Source organism: Arthrobacter sp. zg-Y877 (genome assembly GCF_030373105.1).
Taxonomy (GTDB): domain Bacteria; phylum Actinomycetota; class Actinomycetes; order Actinomycetales; family Micrococcaceae; genus Arthrobacter_B.
The window spans coordinates 23,437-44,222 of record NZ_JAUCPU010000003.1 but is presented as its reverse complement, the minus strand read 5'-3'; the positions used below and the strand labels follow the sequence as shown (position 1 = coordinate 44,222).

Here is a 20,786-nt window from a genome sequence, read left to right as displayed (position 1 = left end):
GTTTCCTAGGCGCTGCGCTCCACCTTCAGGATCCGGAAGGACTTGGCGGTGCTGTGCCGCGAGACGGCGAAGCTGGCAGGAAGCGTTTCAGCCAGCCAGCGCTGCAGGGAGTCGGCACCGAGATTCTTCTGCACCACCAGCCAGGCCGTGCCGCCCGGGGCCAGCCGGGGGAGCCAGAGCAGCAGCAGGGAATGCAGCTCCTCCTTGCCGATCCGGATAGGCGGATTGGACCAGATGGTGTCAAAGCGCACTTCCGGATCCACCTCCCCGGGCAGGGCGGCTGTGATGTTCGTGCAGCCCAGCGCGGCGGCGTTGTCGCGGGTCAGCGCGAGGGAGCGCTCGTTAACGTCGACGGCGTAAACCCGTGCGGCCGGGGACTTCAGCGCCAGGGTCAGCGCAATGGGACCCCAGCCGCACCCGATGTCCAGGAAGTTGCCCGTCTGCGGCGGGGCGGGGACCTCCTCCAGCAGCACAGCGGTGCCCTTATCGATTCCGCCTGGGCTGAAGATTCCGCCCGCGGTCTGCAGCGTCCGTTCGGTCCCGTTAAGGCTGACGCGCAGCGGCCTGCGGACCTCGGGTCCGGACGGAGTGGAAGAGAAATAGTGGTCTGAACCCATAACAGTCCAGATTAGTCGTTCAAGGCTCCCGGCATGGAATTTATGGGCCGCCACCCGGGTTGTAGAAGACGGTGGGCGTGGCAGGCATCCATTGCGGAGAAGGTTGTTTCTCCCCGAAAATGTCAGTCACTGGCCTACCATGGAAGTACGTCCTCATAAGGAGAATATGACCATCCACAACCCCCGTGCCACGAGTTCTGACCAGAATTCCACCCCGGAACTGAGCCCTTCGGATATCCAAGGGGTCATCGACAGGATTCTCGCCAAGGACACCGCGGTCGAAACCAAGACCGCCGCTGCCGGCGACCAGACGCGCGGGCGCGCTCTGGCACTATCCGACGACGACAACGGGCACTCCGCCCACGACGGCGAGCAGCAGGACCTGGAAGAACGCCGCGCACTTCGCCGCGTTGCAGGCCTCTCCACGGAACTCGAGGACGTCACCGAGGTTGAATACCGCCAGCTGCGGCTGGAGCGGGTTGTCCTCGCCGGACTCTGGAGCGAAGGCACTTCCGCCGACGCGGAGAACTCCTTGAAGGAACTCGCGGCCCTGGCAGAGACCGCGGGCTCGGAAGTCCTCGACGGAATCATCCAGCGCCGCCAGAAGCCGGACCCCGGCACCTTCCTCGGCTCCGGCAAGGCCCAGGAACTCAAAGAGATCGTGATGGCCACCGGAGCGGACACGGTCATCGTGGACAGCGAACTGGCTCCGTCCCAGCGCCGCGGGCTGGAAGACATCGTCAAGGTCAAGGTCATCGACCGGACAGCGCTCATCCTGGACATCTTCGCCCAGCACGCCAAGTCCCGCGAGGGCAAGGCCCAGGTCGAGCTGGCCCAGCTGGAATACCTCCTGCCGCGCCTGCGCGGCTGGGGTGAATCCATGTCCCGCCAGGCAGGCGGCCAGGTCGGCAGCGCCAGTGCAGGTATGGGTTCGCGTGGTCCCGGTGAAACGAAGATCGAACTGGACCGCCGGAAGATCCGCACCCGGATGGCGAAACTGCGCCGCGAAATTGCGGCCATGAAACCGGCACGCGAAACCAAGCGGGCCAACCGCCACCGCAACTCCGTGCCCTCGGTAGCCATCGCCGGCTACACCAACGCGGGCAAGTCCTCGCTGCTCAACCGGCTCACCGATGCCGGCGTGCTGGTGGAGAATGCCCTCTTTGCCACCCTGGATCCCACCATCCGCAAGGCCCAGACCGAAGACGGCATTGGCTACACGCTGGCGGACACCGTCGGCTTTGTCCGGTCGCTGCCCACCCAGCTGGTCGAAGCCTTCCGGTCGACGCTGGAGGAAGTGGCCGACGCAGACCTCATCCTGCACGTGGTTGATGCCTCGCACCCGGACCCGGAGGGGCAGATTGCGGCCGTCCGTACGGTCCTGGCCGAGGTGGACGCCCGCAAGGTCCCCGAAATCATCGTGCTGAACAAGGCCGACGCCGCAGATCCGTTCGTCCTGGAACGGCTGCGTCAGCGCGAGTCCCGGCACGTGGTGGTTTCCGCCCGCACCGGTGAAGGCATCCCCGAGCTGATGCAGGCCATTTCCGAGGGGATTCCGCGCCCGGGTGTCGACCTTGAATTGCTGGTGCCCTACGAGCGCGGCGACGTCGTCTCCCGGCTTCACCAGCAGGACGCCGAAATCCTCGCCCTGGAACATGGCGAGGAGGGCACCCGGCTGCATGTGAAGGTCCGTGAAGGACTGGCAGCGGAGCTGGAGCCGTTCGTGGCCCATGGGTAGGAAAGACACACAGGGGCCGGAGCAGGTCCTGGAACTGCTCGACACCGCGGTGTCGGCCATGGGCGGGCAAAACCGCCCGGGCCAGCACGAGATGGCCCGGCAGGTGGCCGAGGCCATCGAATCCGGCGACCACCTGCTGGTCCAGGCGGGCACCGGTACCGGCAAGTCCCTGGCGTACCTCATTCCGTTGATCGCCCATGCCCTGGAGAGCGACAAGCCGGCCCTGGTCTCGACCGCGACCCTCGCCCTGCAGGCCCAGATTGTGGGGCGTGACCTTCCGCGCCTGCTGAAGACCCTCGAGCCGCAGCTTCCGCGGGAGGTTGATGTGGCGCTGCTCAAAGGCCGCAGCAACTACGTCTGCCTGCACAAGACCGGCGGCGGCTTCCCCGAAGAAGATGAAGCCGGAACGCTGTTTATGATGGGCGGCGAGCAGGCCGTCACGCACCCGGTACCGGCCGGCGGGCCCACCTCGGCGCTGGGGCGCGACGTCGTCCGCCTGCAGGAATGGGCGCAGGAGACCGAAACCGGTGACCGGGATGAGCTGCTGCCCGGTGTCAGCGACCGTGCCTGGCGCCAGGTGTCCGTCACCTCCATGGAATGCCTGGGCGCGCAGAAGTGCCCGGTGGCGGATTTGTGCTTCAGCGAACGTGCCCGGGCCAAGGCCGCCGAGGCCGACCTGGTCATCACGAACCACGCCATGCTGGCCATCAGTGCCTTTGAAGGACTCGCTGTCCTGCCCGATTACGACGTGGTGGTGATTGACGAGGCCCACGAACTGCAGGACCGCGTCACCGGTGCCGTCACCGGGCAGCTCTCCGGAACCATCATCTCCGCCGCGGTCTCGGCCGCACGCAAGCACACCTCCGCCACGATGGAGCCCCTGGCCGCAGCCGGCCGGGCGTTCGACCAGGTCTTTGCCCCGGTTCCCTCCGGCCTGCTGGCCGCCGGGTTGTCCGAAGACCAGGAACTGGTCCTGGGCCAGGTCCGCGAAGCGTGCCGCACGGCCCTGTCGGATTCCAAGCCGGAAGGTTCGGACGGAGTGGACGGCGGGCGGCAGATGGCCCGTTCCCGGCTCATGGCGGTCCTGGAACTGTGTGAGCGCGTCCTCGACGCCGTGAACTCGGGTGAGGTGCTCTGGGCCTCGCGCGCAAGCACCTTCACACCCGGAGCCGGCTACACAGCTCCGGAGGAAGATGCACCACCCACGCTCAACGTGGCACCGCTGTCCGTGGCCGGACGGCTGCGTGAAGGCCTCTTCGACGGGCACACCGTAGTGCTGACGTCGGCCACACTGGCCATCGGCGCGGAGTTCGGCCCGGTGGCCGGAGCCCTGGGGCTGCTGGGTGCCGGTGCGCCCAAATGGTCCGGCACCGACGTCGGGAGTCCGTTCGACTATCCCCGGCAGGGTGTCCTGTATGTGGCCAAGGACCTGCCGAAGCCGGGGCGCGGCACGTCCCCGCAGCAGCTGGATGAGCTGGAGGCGCTGATCACGGCCTCCGGCGGGGGAGCGCTGGGCTTGTTCTCCTCCCGCCGCGCCGCCGAAGAAGCGGCGGAAGCCATGCGCAAACGCGTGGACTTCCCGATCCTCTGCCAGGGGGAGTCCACCATGTCCGCCCTGGTGCAGCAGTTCGCCGACGACGACGAAACGTGCCTGTTCGGCACCATGTCCCTGTGGCAGGGTGTGGACGTTCCCGGTGCTTCCTGCCGGTTGGTGATCATGGACCGGATTCCGTTCCCGCGCCCTGATGATCCACTGATGACCGCGCGGACGCGGGCCGTGGCCAAGGCCGGTGGGAACGGCTTTATGAGCGTTTCAGCCACCCATGCCGCGGTCCGCCTGGCCCAGGGAGCTGGACGCCTGATCCGGGCGTCCGGGGATAAGGGCGTCGTCGCGGTGCTCGACTCACGCCTGGCGACGGAACGGTACGGAAGCTTCCTGCGGGCAGCGCTGCCGCCCTTCTGGGCGACTACTGACCGTTCCGTGGTGCTGAAGGCGCTGCAGCGGCTTGCCGCGGAACCGGCAGGCGCGGGGAAGTAGAAACGCAAAAAGCAGCGCCGCCGGAGACCGGCGGCGCTGCTTTTGAGTTGTCCTCCTAGGTGGCCGCGTCCTCTTGAACGAACGCCTAGAGCGAACGCATGACGCTGACAACCTTGCCCATGATGGTGGCTTCGTCACCGAGGATGGGTTCGTAGCGGGTGTTCTGCGGCAGCAGCCAGGTGTGTCCATTGCGCTGCCGGAACGTCTTCACGGTGGCCTCATCTTCGAGGAGTGCGGCAACAATGTCGCCGTTTTCGGCGGTGGGCTGACGGCGCACCACCACCCAGTCCCCGTCGCAGATGGCGGCATCCACCATGGAGTCTCCGGCGACCCGGAGCATAAAAAGGTCACCGTGTCCGACCAGCTGGCGCGGAAGGGGAACCACCTCTTCAACCTGCTGGTCCGCAAGGATAGGACCGCCGGCGGCGATGCGTCCCACCAGCGGCACCATGGCCGTGTCGATGGCGGTGGTGAGGTCGGGAACGCTCTGCGAACCCGCAGAGCGGTTGGCATCGTCCATGCGGGACACGGAGCCGTCCTTTGACGCAGCCTTACCGCCGGTGCCGGCGCTGTCTGCCGTGTCGGCGCCTCCCCGGCGCGGGGAGCCGTCACGGAGCAGGAGCGGAACCAGGATCTCCATGGCGCGCGGGCGCTTGGGATCGCGGCGGATGTAGCCGAGCTTTTCCAGCTGGCTCAGCTGGTGGGTGACGCTCGACAGGCTGGCCAGCCCAACGATGTCGCCGATTTCCCGCATTGACGGGGGATAACCGTTGGTATTCACCGAGCGCTGGATGGTCTCCAGGATCTTGGTCTGCCGGGCAGTGAGGCCCTTGGTGCGCCCCGCCGGCGCGGGCGCGGCAGAGGAGGGGGTGCTGCCATTGGTAACACGGGCCACGTCGGCTTCCCTTCACAGTCGGCCTGCGGATGCGGGCCGGATGGTTCTAGCGGTGTATCTGGGTCTGTGCTGCTGAGCTGCTGCTGCGCTGGTGAGGTTCGCTGCAGCTGGGTTTTGCTGTTCTGTCCTGCTGACTTTGGCGTGCCGGCCCCCGCCTGCCAAAGAATCGCCGAGCCGTTTTGTCAGTGGCGGATGGTTAGTTGATGTCAGCCGCTTCCTGCAGGTTCAACGCTAAGGGAGTGCAGAAGATTTTTCAAACATATATTCGAGCGAGTCTCGACAATGTTCGTAGATAAGTGCTAGAAATGTTCGAGTACACGTTAGAACGTATGTTCGACTACGGCCCGCCGACACCTCGTCGGGCTCACCAGATGTTCGAATGCAGTTTCGAGCCACAGTATTTTCCCGGTGCTCTTGCGGGAGATGCGGGGGACCGGCATTGCTGCTTTTCGGACCGGAAAGGTATTGACATGTCAGTACACGTACTTCCCTTTGCATCCGCACACAGCCACGCTCCTGCCCGCAATCATGCTGCTGCCCGCAGCCTTGCTCCCGCTGCATCCGCTGAATCCGCGCCGCTCCGCCTCACCCGCCGCGGCCGCCTGATCCTCGTCGGTGCACCCCTGATGCTCGCAGCCGCTGCCCTGCTGGCTTTCCTGGGCTTCTTCACTGCGCCCGCCATGGCCTCCGGCGGCTCCCCGGAGCAGACCCGCACCATCCAGGTGGGCGTCTCCGCCGGCGACTCCCTGTGGTCCCTTGCCACGGAGTTCGCCCCGGACCGTGACCCCCGCACCGTGGTGGCTGACATTGTGGAACTGAACAACCTGGACAACGCCACCGTTCCGGCCGGCCGCCAGCTGTACATCCCCGTTTCCCGCTGACCGTCGCCCCCTATGACGTTTTCCGGCGGTCTGCAGGACCCGGATGCAGTTCCCCGGGCAGGGCGTCCTAAGCTGTAGGGGTGAATGAACAGCTGGAAAACCTGAACCGACTTCCCCTGCGAGACGATCTGCGCGGCCTCACCCCTTACGGTGCCCCGCAGCTGGACGTGCCGGTTCTGCTGAACGTGAACGAAAATACCCATGGACTTCCGGAGCATGTGCGCCGGGCCATTCTGGCGGAGATTGAATCCGTCGTTTCCGGCCTGAACCGGTATCCGGACCGGGAATTCACCGAGCTGCGGGAAAACCTGGCCAAATACCTCGGCCACGGACTGACGGCCGGGAATATCTGGGCCGGCAACGGTTCCAATGAAGTGCTGCAGCAGATCCTGCAGGCCTTCGGCGGTCCCGGCCGGACCGCCATGAGTTTCCCGCCCACCTACTCGATGTATCCGCTGCTCTCCAGCGGCACCGGCACCGCCTACGTCACCGGAACCCGGGAAACGGACTTTTCCCTGACCCCCGAATCTGCTGCGGAGCAGATCCGGGCGCAGGCACCGCACATCATCATCCTGTGCACCCCGAACAACCCGACAGGCACTGCCCTGGGTCTGGACGTCATCGAAGCCGCCTACGAGGCCGGCCGGGCGTCCAATGCCATCGTGGTGGTGGATGAGGCGTACGCGGAGTTCTCCCACGCGGATACCCCCAGTGCCCTGCAGCTTCTGCCCGGACGGGAACGGCTGATCGTTTCCCGCACCATGTCCAAGGCGTTCGCCCTGGCCGGAGCCCGCATCGGTTACCTGGCTGCCGCCCCGCAGATTACCGACGCGCTGCGCCTGGTCCGGCTGCCCTACCACCTGTCCGCCATCACGCAGGCCACGGCCAACGCCGCCCTCACGCATTCCGACGCCCTGCTCGCGAACGTCGAGGACATCAAAGGCCAGCGGGACCGGATCGTGGAGGAGCTCCGCGGTCTGGGACTCTCCCCGGCCCCCTCGGATGCAAACTTTGTGCTGTTCGGCGGGATGGAGAACCCGCGCGCCGTATGGGAAGGCCTGCTCGAATCAGGTGTGCTGGTCCGGGACATCGGTATTGAAGGCCATCTGCGCGTCACCGCCGGTACCGAAGCCGAGACAACGGCGTTCCTGGACCGGCTGCGGGAACTGCTTTCAGCCTGAGTATCCGGACGCACCCGTGTACGGGAAAACCTGTCCAATGCCGGACGTTTCGGGGAGTCCGTACGTTCGGGACTAAACTGATGTCCTGCCGGAGCTTTGCCTATTGCCCCGGCCCCAACCTTCGTGAAGGAACCCCATGACCGTGGAGACCGCCACCGGACGCACCGCCCGCCTCGAGCGGACCACCAGCGAGTCGTCCGTCGTCGTCGAGCTGGACCTGGACGGCACCGGCCGCGCCGACATCAGCACGTCCGTACCGTTCTACGACCACATGCTGACCGCGCTGGCCAAGCACTCACTGATGGACCTCACGGTCCGGGCCACAGGCGATACCCACATCGACGTCCACCACACGGTGGAGGACATTGCCATCACCCTCGGCGAGGCCCTGAAGGTTGCCCTGGGCAGCAAGGCCGGCATCCGGCGGTTCGGCGAAGCCACCGTACCCCTGGACGAGGCACTGGCCAACGCCGTCGTCGACATTTCCGGGCGCCCGTACCTGGTGCACACCGGGGAGCCCGCGGGCCAGGAATACCACCTCATCGGGGGACACTTCACCGGATCGCTCACCCGGCACGTCTTTGAGGCCATTGCTTTGCATGCCCAGATCTGCCTGCACATGCGGGTCCTGGGCGGGCGCGATCCGCACCATATCGTCGAGGCCCAGTTCAAGGCCTTCGCCCGCGCGCTGCGTGCGGCCGTCGAGTCCGATCCGCGCGTTGAGGGCATCCCCTCGACGAAGGGAGCACTGTGAGTCCCCGTAACGTCACCGTTCTGGACTATGGTTCCGGCAACATCCGTTCGGCCGTGCGTGCCCTGGAGCACGCCGGCGCCAGTGTCACCCTCAGCGCCAAACCCGATGACGTGCTGAACGCCGATGGACTGGTGGTGCCCGGCGTCGGAGCCTTCGCTGCGGTAATGCAGGGCCTGAAGGATGTTGACGCCATCCGCATGATCGGGCGCCGCGTAGCCGGCGGCCGGCCGGTGCTCGGTATCTGCGTGGGCCTGCAGGTCCTCTTCGATGAAGGCGTGGAACACGGCGTCCGGACCAAGGGCATGGGCGAATGGCCCGGAGTGGTCGAACGCCTGGCCGCCGACGTCGTCCCGCACATGGGCTGGAACACCGTCACGCCGCCGGAGGGTTCGGCCCTGTTCGAGGGCATCGAGGACCAGCGCTTCTACTTTGTGCACAGCTACGGCGTGCAGAAGTGGGATTTCGATGTCACGCAGCCGGCCATGCGCCCGCCGCAGGTGACCTGGGCCGACCACGGCGGACCGTTCATCGCCGCCGTCGAGAACGGTGCGCTGGCAGCCACCCAGTTCCACCCGGAAAAATCGGGGGATGCCGGCGCGGCATTGCTCAACAACTGGCTGAAGACCCTGGGTTAGGCGCCGGTATGTGGAGCGTTGTCCTTATGGGCCTGGCCGGGCTGCTGATCGGCGGAGCAGTGTCTTTCCGCAGCCAGGGAATGTCCAAAATCATCGTCATCAGTTTCTGGGTCCTGGCCGGAATGGCCCTGCTGGGTGCCTATCTCCTGACCCTCGACCTGTCCTGACCCCACCATCGAAAGCATCCTGATGTCCCTCCTCGAAACCCCCGTCCTTGAACTCCTGCCCGCCGTGGATGTTGCGGACGGCCAAGCCGTGCGCCTCGTGCAGGGTGAAGCAGGCAGCGAGACCAGCTACGGCGATCCGCTGGACGCGGCCCTGGCCTGGCAGAACGACGGTGCCGAGTGGGTGCATCTGGTGGACCTCGACGCGGCCTTCGGGCGCGGCTCGAACCTGGACCTGCTCAGCCGCGTGGTGAAGTCCCTGGACATCAAGGTGGAACTCTCCGGCGGCATCCGCGACGACGAGTCCCTGGAGAAGGCACTGGAGCTGGGTGCGGCGCGGGTCAACCTGGGCACCGCAGCACTGGAAAATCCCGGCTGGACCGCCAGTGCCATCGCCCGCTACGGCCATGCGATCGCCGTCGGGCTCGACGTGCGCGGCACCACCCTCGCGGCCCGCGGCTGGACCCAGGAAGGCGGCGATCTCTGGGAGGTCCTGGCCCGGTTGGAAGAAGCCGGCTGCCCGCGCTACGTGGTCACCGATGTCACCAAGGACGGCACGCTGCGCGGACCCAACCTGGAACTGCTGCGCGAGGTGCTCAAGCGCACCGACCGGCCCGTGGTCGCCTCCGGCGGCATCTCCAGCCTCGATGACCTGGCAGCACTGCGGGAACTGGTGCCGCTGGGTCTAGAGGGCACCATCGTGGGCAAGGCGCTCTACGCCGGTGCCTTCACGCTGCCCCAGGCCCTCGACGTCGCCGGGCACCCGGCCCGCTGAGCATGGCGGCTCGTGAACTTCCCGGCCACATCGCCGCTGCGCTTGCCGGAGCCGGTGGCCCCGTCGATTCCGCCGGCCGTCCCTGGTCCGGCCGGGATCTTGCGGGCGACGGGAACCCGCTGCACAACTTCGATGCCGATGACGGGCTGGCCGACGCAGGCTATACCGAAGCGCTGAAGAACCTGATCGCCGGAAGCGGCACTGAAGCGGACGTCGTGGCTTCGCTGGCCACTGCCCGTGTCTTTGTGCCCATCGTCGCTGTCCTCGGGGAGGAAGCCGAATCGGAGCACGGCCTCACCGCCGATAAGCAGGCCGACATGGCGCTGGTATCGCTGACCGCTCCGGACGGCCGTAAGGCACTCCCGGTCTTTACCTCGGTGGCAGCCCTGGAACACTGGCATCCCGAAGCGCGGCCCGTTGCCGTCTACACCGCCCGTGCAGCACTGTCCGCCGTCGCCGAGGATGCCCAGCTGCTGGTCATTGACCCCGGCGCGGAATTTACCTTCGTGGTCCGCCGCCCCGCTATGTGGGCCCTCGCCCAGCAGCGGAAGTGGGTGCCCTCCTATGCCGACGCGGAATTGGTATCCATGGCCGAAACGGCAGCGGCGCCGGACCGGCGGATCCTGGCCGTAACACTCCAGCAGGGGCAGGGAACGGCGTCCCGGACCGCAGCCGGCGCTCCCGTGACCGGGGGAGGGGCAGGCCCTGAGCTTAGAATGGTGCTTCAGCTTGCGCCCGGACTCGATCCGCAGGACGTCTCCGCCCTCGCGGCCGGCCTGCAGCAGCGCCTGACTGCCAACCCCGAGTTTGTTGAGCGCGTGGATTCACTGGACCTGAAAATCACCCGCTGACCCGTCCGGCGCAGCCCGCCAGAAGAGAACCACTGTGAATTTTGGCCTGTACCGCGAGATGCTGCGGATCACACCCATCCGCCGCGTCCTGCTCATCGGAATGATCGCCCGTTTCCCGCACTCCGCAGCTGGTGTCCTGTTGACCCTCCACGTGGTCAACACCATGGACAAGGGCTACGCCGCCGCCGGAGCGGTCGCCGCCGTCGTCACCATCGGCATTGCGGTCGGTGCCCCCTGGCGCGGCCGCCGCGTGGATATGGTAGGACTGCGCCGGGCGCTGATTCCGTCGGTCATTGCCGAAGCAACGATTTGGAGCATCGCTCCGCACGCCAGCTTCGAATGGCTGCTGGTCCTTGCCCTGATCGGCGGTCTGTTCACCCTTCCGGTCTTCAGCGTTGTCCGGCAGTCCCTTGGCGTCCTGGCCACCGGCGAGCAACGGCGCACCGCCTTTGCGCTGGACTCCATCGCCACTGAGCTCGTCTTTATGATGGGCCCGGCACTGGGTGCGGTGATAGCTACACAGATCTCGTCTGTCATCGGACTGACGGCCGTCGGGCTGTCCGCGGCGGTGGCGGGCCTGCTGCTGATCTGGTTCAATCCGCCGACCCGGTCACTGGAACCGCGGAACTCGGTGACCGCCGCGGATGAGCAGGACGCAGCCGCGGCAGCCGCTGTCGCAGTGGCCCCGGCGAATGTGCAGGAAGCGCCGATGGAACTCACCGGTGCAGGCCTTCCGAAGGGGCCGCAGAACCTGTTCGGCCGGCTGCGGAACGGGGTTGCGGGCAACTTCGGCTGGTTCAACCCGAGCGTGGCAGTGGTCTTTGCCGTCGCCGTAGGCGCGGGCCTGCTGCTGTCCAGCACCGACGTCGGCATGGTGGCGTCGGTGGAGGCAGGAGGCAATCCGTCAGAGGTCGGCATTGTTTTCGTAGCGTGGTGCGCGGCCTCCGCTGTCGGCGGGATCGTCTACGGTGCCATGGACCGGCGCATCTCCCCGATGCTGCTTCTGCTGGCGATGGCCGTGCTGACCATACCCATGGCCTTTGCCACCGGCACCCTCAGCCTGGCACTGCTCTCGATTCCGGCGGGCCTGCTCTGCGCACCGGTGCTGTCATCCGCCTCCGAACGCGTGGCGGACCTGGTGAGCGAGGAACGGCGGGGTGAAGCCATGGGGTGGTACGGCTCGTCAATGACCGCCGGCACCGCGCTGGGCGCGCCTGTGGCAGGCCTCGCCATCGACGTCATCGGCCCGTGGTCGGGCTTCCTGATGGCCGGCGGCGCCGCATCGCTGCTGGTGCTGGCGACCCTCGCGGTTCGGTGGTTCGTGCGGCGGCCGGCAGCCAACGCCAAGACCGGCTCCGCCCTGTAGCAGTGCGCCAGGGAAGCACCGGCACAAAAAAGCCCGAAGAGCCTGCCCGGACTATCCGGGGCGGGGCTCTTCGGGCGTGTGGCGGTGGAGAAGACGGTGCTGGAGGTTATGCCTAGCTGACGGGGCCGGTGAACTTCTCGCCCGGACCCTTGCCCGGTGCATCCTGGAGAATGGACGCCTCACGGAAGGCCAGCTGCAGGGAACGAAGTCCGTCGCGCAACGGTCCGGCATGCTGGCTGCCGATTTCCGGAGCGGCGGCGGTGACAAAACCGGCCAGCGCGGTGATCAGCTTCCGGGCCTCGTCCAGGTCCTTCAGCTCCTCGGCGTCATCACCCTCAGCCAGGCCGCATTTCACGGCTGCTGCGCTCATCAAGTGGACGGCCGCCGTCGTAATGACCTCGATGGCCGGAACTTCGGCAATGTCGCGCATCTGCTCGGCGACTTCCTGCTGTGCTGCTGCCGCAGATTCGGACTCTGCGGATGTTCCGGGGAAGGAGTGGCGGGTTGCTTCCCCTGCCGGATTGCTCTGTGGGCTACTCATACTGGTAAGCTTGTCACAGACCGACTGGTTGTCGTTACTTTCAATGCTCCTCGCGGGCAGGATGAAGATCACACTTCTCCTGGAAGCCTACGGCGCCGGTATGCAAGCGGAGACCCCTCCCACCCGCGTCAGCCTGACCGCCCTCGTAGGCGTCAGAGTTGCCGGGTTCAGGTCGGCCCCGGACGGGCCGCAGTATTACTGCAGCACATTCCGGGAGCCAACAGCCTTCGAACAGGTTTCGAGGCTGTTGCCGCCGACCCCACTACGGGCCTTCGATTGCGCTTGCAATTGGAGGCCTTCTTCATTTGCAGGCGGTAGCCGTTTTTGAACTACACAGGAGCTGCAACATTAGCGAGCCAAGAATCAATGATCGGATCCGCGTCCCCGAGGTGCGGCTGGTAGGTCCGGCAGGTGAACAGGTCGGAGTTGTCCGGATTGAGGACGCACTTCGCCTGGCTGCCGAGTCTGACCTGGATCTTGTTGAGGTAGCACCGCAGGCCAAGCCTCCGGTGTGCAAACTAATGGACTTCGGCAAGTACAAGTACGAAGCCGCCGTCAAGGCACGTGAAGCCCGGAAGAACCAGACGAACACCGTTCTGAAGGAAATCCGTTTCCGCCTGAAGATCGACACCCACGACTACGAAACCAAGCGTGGACACGCCATGCGCTTCCTGGCCGCCGGTGACAAGGTCAAGGCCATGATCCAGTTCCGTGGACGTGAACAGCAGCGCCCGGAAATGGGTATGAAGCTGCTGAACAAGTTCGCGGAGGACGTTGCAGAAGTAGGCGTGGTTGAATCCACCCCGCGGATCGACGGCCGCAACATGGTTATGGTCATTGGACCGGTCAAGAACAAGGCAGAGGCCAAGGCCGAAGCCCGCCGCGCAACACAGCGGGCCGATGCCAAGGCAGCGAACGAGGCTGTTCGCAACGGCGAGGCTCCTCCCCGTGTGGATACCTCTTCGGACAAGGCGCCTCTGACGCAGAGCCTCGCGGATCTGCTGCCGGACGGACTGCGTCTGGGTTCCTCCGCTGCCGAGGCCGACAAGGCCCGTGCAGAGCAGGAACAGGCTGAGAAGGAACAGGCCGCAAAGCGCGCCAAGGCTGCTGCCCAGGAAAAGGCCGCAACCGAGGCACGCCGTGTTGCCGCAGCCAGCAAGCCGGCCGCAGCGCCGGCCGCTGAAGCTGCTGCTGCTCCCGCCAGCCCCGCTGAGGCTGCCAAGCCTGCTGAGGCCGCGAAGCCTGCCGCAGCGCCGAAGCCTGCAGCTGTGCCGAAGCCGGCCGCGGCAAAGCCTGCGCCCAAGCCCGCTGCACGGCCCAAGCCCGCCGCAGCACCGAAGCCTGCCGGCAAGCCGTCCTCCTCACGGGGGACCACCGGCCAGAACAAGCCCGGAACTGCAGAGTAGTTTCACTGCGCTGCGCCTGTTCCGGCGTCCAGTAATAAGCCCTGGCACCCGCAAAGGTGTCCAAAGCCCCGCGGGCCTGCCCGCGGAAACCTAAAGGAGATCGGTAGACATGCCGAAGATGAAGACCCACAGTGGCGCCAAGAAGCGCTTCAAGCTGACCGGTACCGGCAAGCTCAAGCGCCAGCAGGCTAACCGCCGCCACTACCTGGAGCACAAGCCCTCCACGCTGACCCGCCGCCTCGCCAACGACAAGCTCGTGGCACCGGCGGATGCCAAGGTCATCAAGAAGATGCTCGGCATCTAGCCAGTCCCCGATAGCTGTCCCGTCCGGGACGGCGTCACCCATCAAGCTTTCCCCGCCTGGAATCCCAGGTGCAGAGACTTTTTTGAAGTCGGGGAGATTTACCAATAAGGAGTACGCACGTGGCACGTGTGAAGCGGGCGATTAACGCCCACAAGAAGCGTCGGGTTATTCTCGAGCGCGCCAAGGGTTACCGCGGACAGCGTTCGCGCCTGGTCCGTAAGGCCAAAGAGCAGCTGCTGCACTCGTTTGTGTACAGCTACGGCGACCGCCGCAAGCGTAAGGGCGACTTCCGCCGCCTGTGGATCCAGCGCATCAACGCTGCTTCCCGCGCCAACGGCCTGACCTACAACCGCCTGATCCAGGGCCTGAAGCTGGCCGAGATCCAGGTTGACCGCCGCATGCTGGCCGAACTGGCCATCAATGACGCCGCTGCCTTCGCCGCACTGGTCCAGCTCGCCAAGAACGCGCTGCCGTCCGACACCTCCGCTCCGGCCGTTGCCGCTGCTCCGGTCGCCAAGACTGCTGCTGCCCCCGCCGCCAAGAAGCCGGCTGCTGCCGTTGCCACCGCCCAGGGCGGTTTCAAGGCTTCCGAGGGCGACGCTCCGGAAGGCTTCGTTATCAAGGGCAACCTTGGTTCCGGTAAGTACCACGTCCCGGGTTCCACCTGGTACGAGCAGACCGTTGCCGAGTACTGGTTCAACTCTGTTGAATCCGCCAAGGCTGCGGGCCTCGAGCCCGCCGGCGGAGAATCCCGCCAGAAGTTCCAGGGCTAATTCGGTTTCCTACAGCCGATGAACCTTGAAGGGCGCCCGCAGGCACCGCTGATGTCCAACCCCCGAGCTGATCGGGTCCGCGATACAGCGAAGCTTGCCGGGCGCTCTTCGCGCTTAAAAACCGGCCGCTTCCTGGCCGAAGGGCCGCAGGCCGTGCGGGAGGCGCTTTCCGCGCACCGCGCGGCGGCGGCCGGCGGCGGTCCCGCCGTCGTGCACGAGGTCTACGCCACGCAGGCGTGCCTGGACCGCCTTCCGGAACTGGCGGACCTGGCCCGGGGCGTGACCCTGCGCCTTGCCACCGACGAGGTCCTGGCCGCGATGGCGGACACCGTTTCCCCGCAGGGCATCATCGCTGTCTGCCACACTTCCACGGCCACGCTGGAAGACGTGCTCGCATCCGGTGCGAAGCTCATCGCCGTCCTGTGCGAGGTGCGGGATCCGGGCAACGCCGGAACCGTGCTGCGGGCCGCCGATTCCGCCGGCGCCGACGCAGTAGTCCTGACGGCGTCCAGCGTCGACATTTACAACCCCAAAGCGGTGCGGTCCACCGCGGGCTCCCTTTTCCACCTGCCGGTGGTGACAGGTGCGGAGTTCACCGCTGTCATCGACGCCCTCCACGCAACCGGTGTGACCGTCCTGGCTGCGGACGGCTACGGCAACGTGAACCTGGACCGGCTCCAGGACCTCAGTGCGGTACGCCGCTTCGGCACGCGCGGCGACGGCGGAAGCGAAGCACTGTCCGACGACGGCGTTCCCCGGCTGGAAGCCGCCACGGCGTGGCTCTTTGGCAACGAAGCCCAGGGCCTGTCCGACGCCGAACTCGCCGCCGCCGACCACCGCGTTGCAGTCCCGCTTTACGGCCGGGCGGAGAGCCTGAATGTCGGCACGGCGGCAACCGTCTGCCTGTACGCCTCTGCCCGCGCACAGAACGGGTAACCCCAGGGTCCTTCCGTAGCCGGCGGAACCCGGCACGGACCGCCGCTTCTCCATGTAGCGTATTGGTAACAGCTATCTTCGGACAGCTGAATCAACCAGTCCATTACCAAAGAGAAACGGGACTTATATGTCTGCCAGCGGCGGTAATAAGGCGATTGTCGCGGCACTGAGCGCCAACCTGGCCATTGCGGTCATGAAGTTCATTGCCTTCGCCTTGACGCGTTCATCCTCCATGCTGGCGGAGGCTATCCACTCGGTTGCCGACTCCGGCAACCAGGCACTGCTGCTTGTGGGCGGCAAGCGCGCACGGCGCCAGGCCAGCCCTGAGCACCCCTTCGGCTACGGCCGGGAACGCTACGTCTACGCGTTCATCGTCTCGATTGTGCTCTTCAGCGTCGGCGGTTTGTTCGCCCTCTACGAGGCCTACCACAAGTGGCAGGACCCGCACCCGATCGAAGGCCGCTGGTGGTGGGTGCCGCTCGCCGTCCTCGTGGGTGCGATCATTGCCGAAGCGTTCTCCTTCCGCACCGCCATCCGGGAATCGAACCACACACGCGGCAAGCAGAGCTGGAAGCAGTTTGTCCGCACCGCCAAGGCGCCGGAGCTGCCGGTCGTCCTGCTCGAAGACCTCGGTGCCCTCCTCGGCCTGGTCTTCGCCCTGTTCGGCGTGAGCATGACCCTGCTGACCCACAACGGCATCTGGGATGCGCTGGGCACCGCCATGATCGGCATCCTGCTGGTCGTGATTGCCGTGATCCTGGGCATGGAGACGAAGTCCCTGCTGCTCGGTGAGTCTGCCACGCAGGACGATGTCCGCAGGATCGAAGCGGCCATCCAGGAGGATCCCGATACGCGGATCATCCACCTCAAGACCCTGCACCTGGGTCCCGAGGAACTGCTCGTGGCCGCCAAGATCACCATGGCCAAGTCGGAAACGGGCCAGGAAATCGCTGACGGCATCAACGCCGCTGAGGCACGGATCCGTGCCGCAGTGCCGATCGCCGGGGCTATTTACCTGGAGCCGGATATATTTGTTGCGAAGAACGCGCAGGACGCCGGTCAAGTGACCCGCTGATCAGCGCAATAGCCAAACCAAGCAGGGCGAGTACCGCTCCCACCACAGCGGGGGAGCGGTACCCCCAGCCCCAGGCAATAACCACGCCGCCCAGCAGGGCACCGAGGGCATTGGCCAGGTTCAGGGCCGCATGGTTCAGGGACGACGCCAGTGACTCGGCGCCGGGCGACACATCCAGCAGCCTGGTCTGCAGCGGAGGCGTCAGCATCGAGCCGATCAGCCCAACCAGGAAGACGAGCACCATGGCCGTCGCCGCGTACTGCACCGCCCAGGCGTACGCCAGCAGAATCACGATGGTTCCGCCCAGGATCGCGTAGATACTGCCCATCACGTTGATATCGGCCAGCCGGCCGCCAGCCACATTGCCGACCACCTGGCCCACGCCGTAGAGCCCGACGACGATGGGCAGGATGTTTTCGGAGATGCCTGCCACTTCGGTCATGGTGGGCGCGATGTAGGAATACACGGCAAAGAATCCGCCGAAACCGACGGTTCCCACCAGCAGCGCCAGCCAGACCTGTGCACGCCCGAGGGCACTGAGCTCATTCTTGATGCTCGCACCGGCCAGTGTTGCCTGGTACGGCACGAACCGGGCCACCATGGCCACCGTCAGGAGCGCGATTGCCGCGACCAGGACAAACATCCACCGCCATCCGGCTTGCTGCCCCAGCCAGGTAGCGAACGGCACCCCCACGACATTGGCGATACTCAGGCCCAGCATGACCATGGAGATGGCCCACGCCCGGCGCGTGGGAGCAACCAGGGAGGCAGCGATGACCGCTGCCACCCCAAAGAACGCGCCGTGCGGCAGACCGGACAGGAACCGGGTGAAGAGCAGCCAGGAGTAGTCCGCGGCAAAGAACGAGGAGAGGTTACTCAGGGCGAAGAAGAGCATCAGGCCCAGGACCAGTATCTTCCGCGGCACCCGGGCGCCCAGGGCCGCAAGTACAGGAGCACCCACCACCACGCCGAACGCGTAGGCCGAAATGACATGGCCGCCGGCGGGAACGGAGATGCCGAGATCATCGACCATCTCCTGCAGCAGTCCCATGATGCTGAATTCCGTGGTGCCGATGGCAAAGCCGCCCACGGCCAGGGCAACTATCGCCTTGGCTGCCGTGGTTCGGCGTCCGCCGGGGGTGCGCTGGCCGGACAGGGAAATGGACGCGGTGGTGCTCCGGGACATGCTTCGCTTTCACAAGTGGGGATGCGGCTGCGCCGCTGAGGACGGCGTCCGCGGTCAACGGACAGGAAGTGCTCCTGCCGGACGCCACGACGGCTTCGTCACCTACAGCCTAGTGCACGGCTGGGCATGAGGAAGGCTCCCTGCTGCAGGTGGGCATGGCCGGCACACGGGGCACTGGTGCCGGCAGTGTCGGTCTGTCACCGTTAATGCGTGCAGAGCCACGAAAGTCCCGGGGGGCTGGTGTCCCGCCTGCGGGATGCAGGGTGTGTGTTCGCCGAAGAAGAAGCGCTTCTGCTGCTGTCGGACGCTCCCGGCGCAGCGGTGCTGGACCGCAGGGTCGCCCAACGGCTGGCCGGACAGCCGTTGGAGCAGGTGCTCGGCTGGGCGTCTTTCGGAGGTCTTCGGGTAGCGCTGCGGCCGGGGGTCTTTGTTCCACGGCGGCGCACGGAGTTCCTGGCCGCACAGGCGGTCCATGTGCTTGCAGGACGGAGTGCGGCCCTGGTGGTGGAGTTGTGCTGCGGATCGGGGGCGGTCGCGATGGTGGTCTCGGCGGCCGTACCGGGCTGCCGGATCTACGCCGTTGACCTTCACCCGGAAGCAGTCGAATGTGCCCGCGGCAATCTGCCGCAGGCCTCGGTCCTGAAGGGCGACCTCTTTCTGGCGCTGCCCCAAGAGCTGCGCGGGAGGGTCGACGTCGTTGTTGCCAATGCACCCTACGTTCCCACCGCGGCGTTGGCCACGCTGCCGCGCGAAGCACGGAACTACGAGCCCGCCGCCACCTTCGACGGCGGCCCGAACGGACTCGATACGGTGGGACGCATTGTCAGCGAAGCTCCGCAGTGGCTCGGCGCCGGGGGGAAGGTTCTGCTCGAATGCAGCGGGGACCAGGCAGCTGCCGTGGCCGGGATGCTTGCTGCAGCAGGACTGTCCCCGCAGATCCTCCGGAATGAGGAAACCGATGCCACGGTGGCCGTGGGCAGTGCGCCGCCCCGGAGGACGAAGGGCAGCGGGGAAACCGGTTAAGCTCGGTGGATGCATTCACAAGAGAACTCCAGCCAGGCCGGTACGGCTGTTCCCCAGGATTCGCCGCGCGTGCAGGTGGTGGGCGCGGCGCTCCTGGATTCCCTCGCCAGGCCCTCGAAGCTCCTGGCGGCACGCCGAAGCGCTCCGGAAGCGTTGGCGGGGCTGTGGGAGTTCCCCGGCGGAAAGGTGGAGGCCGGGGAAGGCTGCACGGAAGCGCTGCACCGCGAACTGGCAGAGGAGCTCGGGATCCGAGTCGAGCTGGGCGCCGAAGTTCCTGGCCCCTCGGAGCAGGGCTGGCCGCTCAACCGCTCCGCGGCCATGCGCGTGTGGCTGGCGGAAGTCACCGACGGGACACCCGAGCCGCTGGAAGACCACGACGAGCTTCGCTGGGTGGACCTCACCGAAAGGACACTGACGGCACTTCCATGGATACCGGCAGACCTGCCGATCGTTACGGCACTGCTGGACGCCGTCGCCGCCCGAAAGGCTTAGGGCCCTAGAAGAGTGCGTCCTGGCTCGCCGGGACCGCAGCCGCCGCCTGTGCGGCAGGAGTCTTCGACGAGACAGCCGGCCGCAGGAACCGGGCACCGCCGGTGAAACCGTACTTGGCCTTGAAGAACCGGATCCGCCCGGCCAGCCAGTCCCGGTATTCCTTGGAGGCGTACGTGCCCTTGCCGTACAGGTCGGCGTACTTGCCGGAGAGCTCCGGGTAATGCCGGGCCAGGAACTGCAGATACCACTCGCGGGCTCCCGGGCGCAGGTGCAGGGCACCCGCCGTGACACCCGTAGCCCCGGCAGCTGCGAGCGCAGAGAAAAGGGCGTCCAGGGATTCGTCGCCGTCGGTCAGCCAGGGCAGGATCGGCATGGCCATGACCGAACATGGCAGGCCGGCATCCCGCAGCCGGCTGATCAGCTCCAACCGGGCCCGGGGCGTAGGGGTTCCCGGTTCAGCCACCTTGGCCAGCTCCGGATCCACGAGCGCCAGCGAAATGCCCATGCCGATTTCGGTCTGCGCGGAGGCTTCCTTCAGGAGCGGGATGTCGCGGGCCAGCAGGGTGCCCTTGGTCAGGATGGAGAACGGGGTGCCGCTGTCCGCCAGGGCGCGGATGATGCCCGGCATCAGTTTGTAGCGGCCCTCGGCGCGCTGATAGGGATCCGTGTTGGTGCCCATGGCCACATGGTGGTGCTGCCAGGAGGGACGGCTGAGTTCGCGCCGCAGGACCTCGGCTGCATTGACCTTAACCACCAGCTGGCTGTCGAAATCGGCACCGCTGTCCAGGTCCAGGTAGGTGTGGGTCTTGCGGGCGAAACAGTAAACACAGGCGTGGCTGCAGCCGCGGTAAGGATTGACGGTCCATTCGAAGGGCATGTTGGAGCCGCCGCCCACCTTGTTCAATACCGACTTGGCAACGACCTCGTGGAACGTCACCCCGGCAAAGTCCGGAGTGCGTACGGAGCGGACCAGGCCCTGCAGCGGAAGCAGGGGATCGGTGGTGCCGGGCCCCGGCAGGGGCAGTACCGATTCGGATGCCGCCGGGCCGGCAGGTTCGGTGCCGCTATCGTCGCCCTGCGCGGGCGGTGCATTGAGTTCCTGACCTTGCCACCTCATTCCCTCATTAGAACATATGTTCGAAAGAGGGGGTAGAT

General features: G+C 66.3%; 22 protein-coding genes. 17 read left to right on the top strand and 5 right to left on the bottom strand.

Going from position 1 to position 20,786, the window contains the following annotated elements; translation table 11 throughout:
- Positions 1-5 precede the first annotated feature (5 nt).
- Positions 6-617 (bottom strand): class I SAM-dependent methyltransferase, encoded by a 612-nt coding sequence (locus QNO03_RS07680; RefSeq protein WP_289602863.1) that lies wholly within the window; start codon positions 615-617, stop codon positions 6-8.
- Between the two features lie 166 nt (positions 618-783).
- Here QNO03_RS07680 and hflX point away from each other — a divergent pair, with 166 nt between their 5' ends.
- Together hflX and QNO03_RS07670 are read left to right on the top strand one after the other, a co-directional pair.
- A complete protein-coding gene (hflX, locus tag QNO03_RS07675) occupies positions 784-2,355 on the top strand; it encodes a GTPase HflX (RefSeq protein WP_229950123.1) in 1,572 nt (523 codons plus the stop codon).
- Complete coding sequence (locus QNO03_RS07670; RefSeq protein WP_289602862.1) at positions 2,348-4,393, top strand: ATP-dependent DNA helicase; 2,046 nt, start codon at positions 2,348-2,350, stop codon at positions 4,391-4,393. Before hflX ends, QNO03_RS07670 begins: the two co-directional genes overlap by 8 nt.
- An 85-nt stretch (positions 4,394-4,478) precedes the next feature.
- Here the strand turns inward: QNO03_RS07670 and lexA are convergent, their stop codons facing one another.
- Positions 4,479-5,288 (bottom strand): transcriptional repressor LexA, encoded by an 810-nt coding sequence (gene lexA / locus QNO03_RS07665; protein ID WP_289602861.1) that lies wholly within the window; start codon positions 5,286-5,288, stop codon positions 4,479-4,481.
- 470 nt (positions 5,289-5,758) lie between these two features.
- Here lexA and QNO03_RS07660 point away from each other — a divergent pair, with 470 nt between their 5' ends.
- The 8 genes from QNO03_RS07660 to QNO03_RS07625 all read left to right on the top strand — a co-directional run bounded on the left by QNO03_RS07660 (position 5,759) and on the right by QNO03_RS07625 (position 11,895).
- Positions 5,759-6,169, top strand: coding sequence for a LysM peptidoglycan-binding domain-containing protein (locus QNO03_RS07660; RefSeq protein WP_229950128.1), 411 nt, complete (start codon positions 5,759-5,761; stop codon positions 6,167-6,169).
- Positions 6,170-6,249: 80 nt separating this feature from the next.
- Positions 6,250-7,350, top strand: a complete 1,101-nt coding sequence (locus tag QNO03_RS07655) for a histidinol-phosphate transaminase (RefSeq protein WP_289602860.1) — start codon at positions 6,250-6,252, stop codon at positions 7,348-7,350.
- Between the two features lie 136 nt (positions 7,351-7,486).
- Positions 7,487-8,104 (top strand): imidazoleglycerol-phosphate dehydratase HisB, encoded by a 618-nt coding sequence (hisB, locus tag QNO03_RS07650; protein ID WP_229950133.1) that lies wholly within the window; start codon positions 7,487-7,489, stop codon positions 8,102-8,104.
- Positions 8,101-8,739: an imidazole glycerol phosphate synthase subunit HisH gene (gene hisH, locus QNO03_RS07645; protein WP_289602859.1), complete on the top strand. Its 639-nt coding sequence runs from the start codon at positions 8,101-8,103 to the stop codon at positions 8,737-8,739. The genes hisB and hisH overlap by 4 nt, the downstream gene beginning before the upstream one ends.
- Positions 8,740-8,747: 8 nt before the next feature.
- On the top strand, positions 8,748-8,906 hold the full coding sequence (locus QNO03_RS07640) for a CG2302 family histidine operon protein (RefSeq protein WP_229950136.1): 159 nt from the start codon (positions 8,748-8,750) through the stop codon (positions 8,904-8,906).
- Between the two features lie 22 nt (positions 8,907-8,928).
- Positions 8,929-9,678: a bifunctional 1-(5-phosphoribosyl)-5-((5-phosphoribosylamino)methylideneamino)imidazole-4-carboxamide isomerase/phosphoribosylanthranilate isomerase PriA gene (gene priA, locus QNO03_RS07635; RefSeq protein ID WP_289602858.1), complete on the top strand. Its 750-nt coding sequence runs from the start codon at positions 8,929-8,931 to the stop codon at positions 9,676-9,678.
- A 2-nt stretch (positions 9,679-9,680) separates the two neighbouring features.
- Positions 9,681-10,529 (top strand): SseB family protein, encoded by an 849-nt coding sequence (locus tag QNO03_RS07630; protein WP_289602857.1) that lies wholly within the window; start codon positions 9,681-9,683, stop codon positions 10,527-10,529.
- Between the two features lie 34 nt (positions 10,530-10,563).
- Complete coding sequence (locus QNO03_RS07625) at positions 10,564-11,895, top strand: MFS transporter (protein ID WP_289602856.1); 1,332 nt, start codon at positions 10,564-10,566, stop codon at positions 11,893-11,895.
- A 112-nt stretch (positions 11,896-12,007) separates the two neighbouring features.
- Here QNO03_RS07625 and QNO03_RS07620 read toward each other — a convergent pair whose 3' ends face one another.
- Positions 12,008-12,436, bottom strand: a complete 429-nt coding sequence (locus QNO03_RS07620) for a DUF1844 domain-containing protein (RefSeq protein ID WP_229950142.1) — start codon at positions 12,434-12,436, stop codon at positions 12,008-12,010.
- A gap of 389 nt (positions 12,437-12,825) precedes the next feature.
- Here QNO03_RS07620 and infC point away from each other — a divergent pair, with 389 nt between their 5' ends.
- The 5 genes from infC to QNO03_RS07595 all read left to right on the top strand — a co-directional run bounded on the left by infC (position 12,826) and on the right by QNO03_RS07595 (position 16,930).
- The gene (gene infC / locus QNO03_RS07615) at positions 12,826-13,842 is read left to right on the top strand and encodes a translation initiation factor IF-3 (protein WP_229950146.1); all 1,017 of its coding nucleotides are present in this window, start codon (positions 12,826-12,828) and stop codon (positions 13,840-13,842) included.
- 109 nt (positions 13,843-13,951) lie between these two features.
- Positions 13,952-14,146 (top strand): 50S ribosomal protein L35, encoded by a 195-nt coding sequence (gene rpmI / locus QNO03_RS07610; protein WP_146363238.1) that lies wholly within the window; start codon positions 13,952-13,954, stop codon positions 14,144-14,146.
- A 119-nt stretch (positions 14,147-14,265) separates the two neighbouring features.
- Positions 14,266-14,919, top strand: a complete 654-nt coding sequence (gene rplT / locus QNO03_RS07605; protein ID WP_289602855.1) for a 50S ribosomal protein L20, sunset domain variant — start codon at positions 14,266-14,268, stop codon at positions 14,917-14,919.
- 18 nt (positions 14,920-14,937) lie between these two features.
- On the top strand, positions 14,938-15,855 hold the full coding sequence (locus tag QNO03_RS07600; protein WP_289602854.1) for a TrmH family RNA methyltransferase: 918 nt from the start codon (positions 14,938-14,940) through the stop codon (positions 15,853-15,855).
- A 127-nt stretch (positions 15,856-15,982) separates the two neighbouring features.
- Entirely contained in the window at positions 15,983-16,930 is a 948-nt protein-coding gene (locus QNO03_RS07595) for a cation diffusion facilitator family transporter (RefSeq protein WP_289602853.1), read from the top strand.
- Here the strand turns inward: QNO03_RS07595 and QNO03_RS07590 are convergent.
- A complete protein-coding gene (locus QNO03_RS07590; RefSeq protein ID WP_289602852.1) occupies positions 16,863-18,116 on the bottom strand; it encodes an MFS transporter in 1,254 nt (417 codons plus the stop codon). The genes QNO03_RS07595 and QNO03_RS07590 overlap by 68 nt on opposite strands.
- 210 nt (positions 18,117-18,326) lie before the next feature.
- Between QNO03_RS07590 and QNO03_RS07585 the strand changes: the two genes are divergently transcribed.
- Both QNO03_RS07585 and QNO03_RS07580 read left to right on the top strand, forming a co-directional pair.
- Positions 18,327-19,139 carry a putative protein N(5)-glutamine methyltransferase gene (locus QNO03_RS07585; protein ID WP_289602851.1) on the top strand — a complete coding sequence of 271 codons (813 nt, stop codon included), beginning with the start codon at positions 18,327-18,329 and terminating at the stop codon, positions 19,137-19,139.
- 9 nt (positions 19,140-19,148) lie between these two features.
- A complete protein-coding gene (locus QNO03_RS07580; protein ID WP_289602850.1) occupies positions 19,149-19,631 on the top strand; it encodes a (deoxy)nucleoside triphosphate pyrophosphohydrolase in 483 nt (160 codons plus the stop codon).
- Positions 19,632-19,635: 4 nt separating this feature from the next.
- On the opposite strand, the gene QNO03_RS07575 is transcribed toward QNO03_RS07580, so the two are convergent.
- Complete coding sequence (locus QNO03_RS07575; protein WP_289602849.1) at positions 19,636-20,748, bottom strand: Rv2578c family radical SAM protein; 1,113 nt, start codon at positions 20,746-20,748, stop codon at positions 19,636-19,638.
- Positions 20,749-20,786 lie beyond the last annotated feature (38 nt).

Excerpts from the sequence above, each read along its gene's own strand:
- rpmI (WP_146363238.1), top strand. The coding sequence starts at position 13,952 with ATGCCGAAGATGAAGACCCACAGTGGCGCCAAGAAGCGCTTCAAGCTG.
- QNO03_RS07670 (WP_289602862.1), top strand. The coding sequence starts at position 2,348 with ATGGGTAGGAAAGACACACAGGGGCCGGAGCAGGTCCTGGAACTGCTC.
- hflX (WP_229950123.1), top strand. The coding sequence starts at position 784 with ATGACCATCCACAACCCCCGTGCCACGAGTTCTGACCAGAATTCCACC.
- QNO03_RS07620 (WP_229950142.1), bottom strand. The coding sequence starts at position 12,436 with ATGAGTAGCCCACAGAGCAATCCGGCAGGGGAAGCAACCCGCCACTCC.
- QNO03_RS07630 (WP_289602857.1), top strand. The coding sequence starts at position 9,681 with ATGGCGGCTCGTGAACTTCCCGGCCACATCGCCGCTGCGCTTGCCGGA.
- QNO03_RS07640 (WP_229950136.1), top strand. The coding sequence starts at position 8,748 with ATGTGGAGCGTTGTCCTTATGGGCCTGGCCGGGCTGCTGATCGGCGGA.
- QNO03_RS07575 (WP_289602849.1), bottom strand. The coding sequence starts at position 20,748 with ATGAGGTGGCAAGGTCAGGAACTCAATGCACCGCCCGCGCAGGGCGAC.
- hisB (WP_229950133.1), top strand. The coding sequence starts at position 7,487 with ATGACCGTGGAGACCGCCACCGGACGCACCGCCCGCCTCGAGCGGACC.
- QNO03_RS07580 (WP_289602850.1), top strand. The coding sequence starts at position 19,149 with ATGCATTCACAAGAGAACTCCAGCCAGGCCGGTACGGCTGTTCCCCAG.
- priA (WP_289602858.1), top strand. The coding sequence starts at position 8,929 with ATGTCCCTCCTCGAAACCCCCGTCCTTGAACTCCTGCCCGCCGTGGAT.
- QNO03_RS07590 (WP_289602852.1), bottom strand. The coding sequence starts at position 18,116 with ATGTCCCGGAGCACCACCGCGTCCATTTCCCTGTCCGGCCAGCGCACC.
- QNO03_RS07680 (WP_289602863.1), bottom strand. The coding sequence starts at position 617 with ATGGGTTCAGACCACTATTTCTCTTCCACTCCGTCCGGACCCGAGGTC.
- QNO03_RS07595 (WP_289602853.1), top strand. The coding sequence starts at position 15,983 with ATGTCTGCCAGCGGCGGTAATAAGGCGATTGTCGCGGCACTGAGCGCC.
- QNO03_RS07660 (WP_229950128.1), top strand. The coding sequence starts at position 5,759 with ATGTCAGTACACGTACTTCCCTTTGCATCCGCACACAGCCACGCTCCT.
- QNO03_RS07600 (WP_289602854.1), top strand. The coding sequence starts at position 14,938 with ATGAACCTTGAAGGGCGCCCGCAGGCACCGCTGATGTCCAACCCCCGA.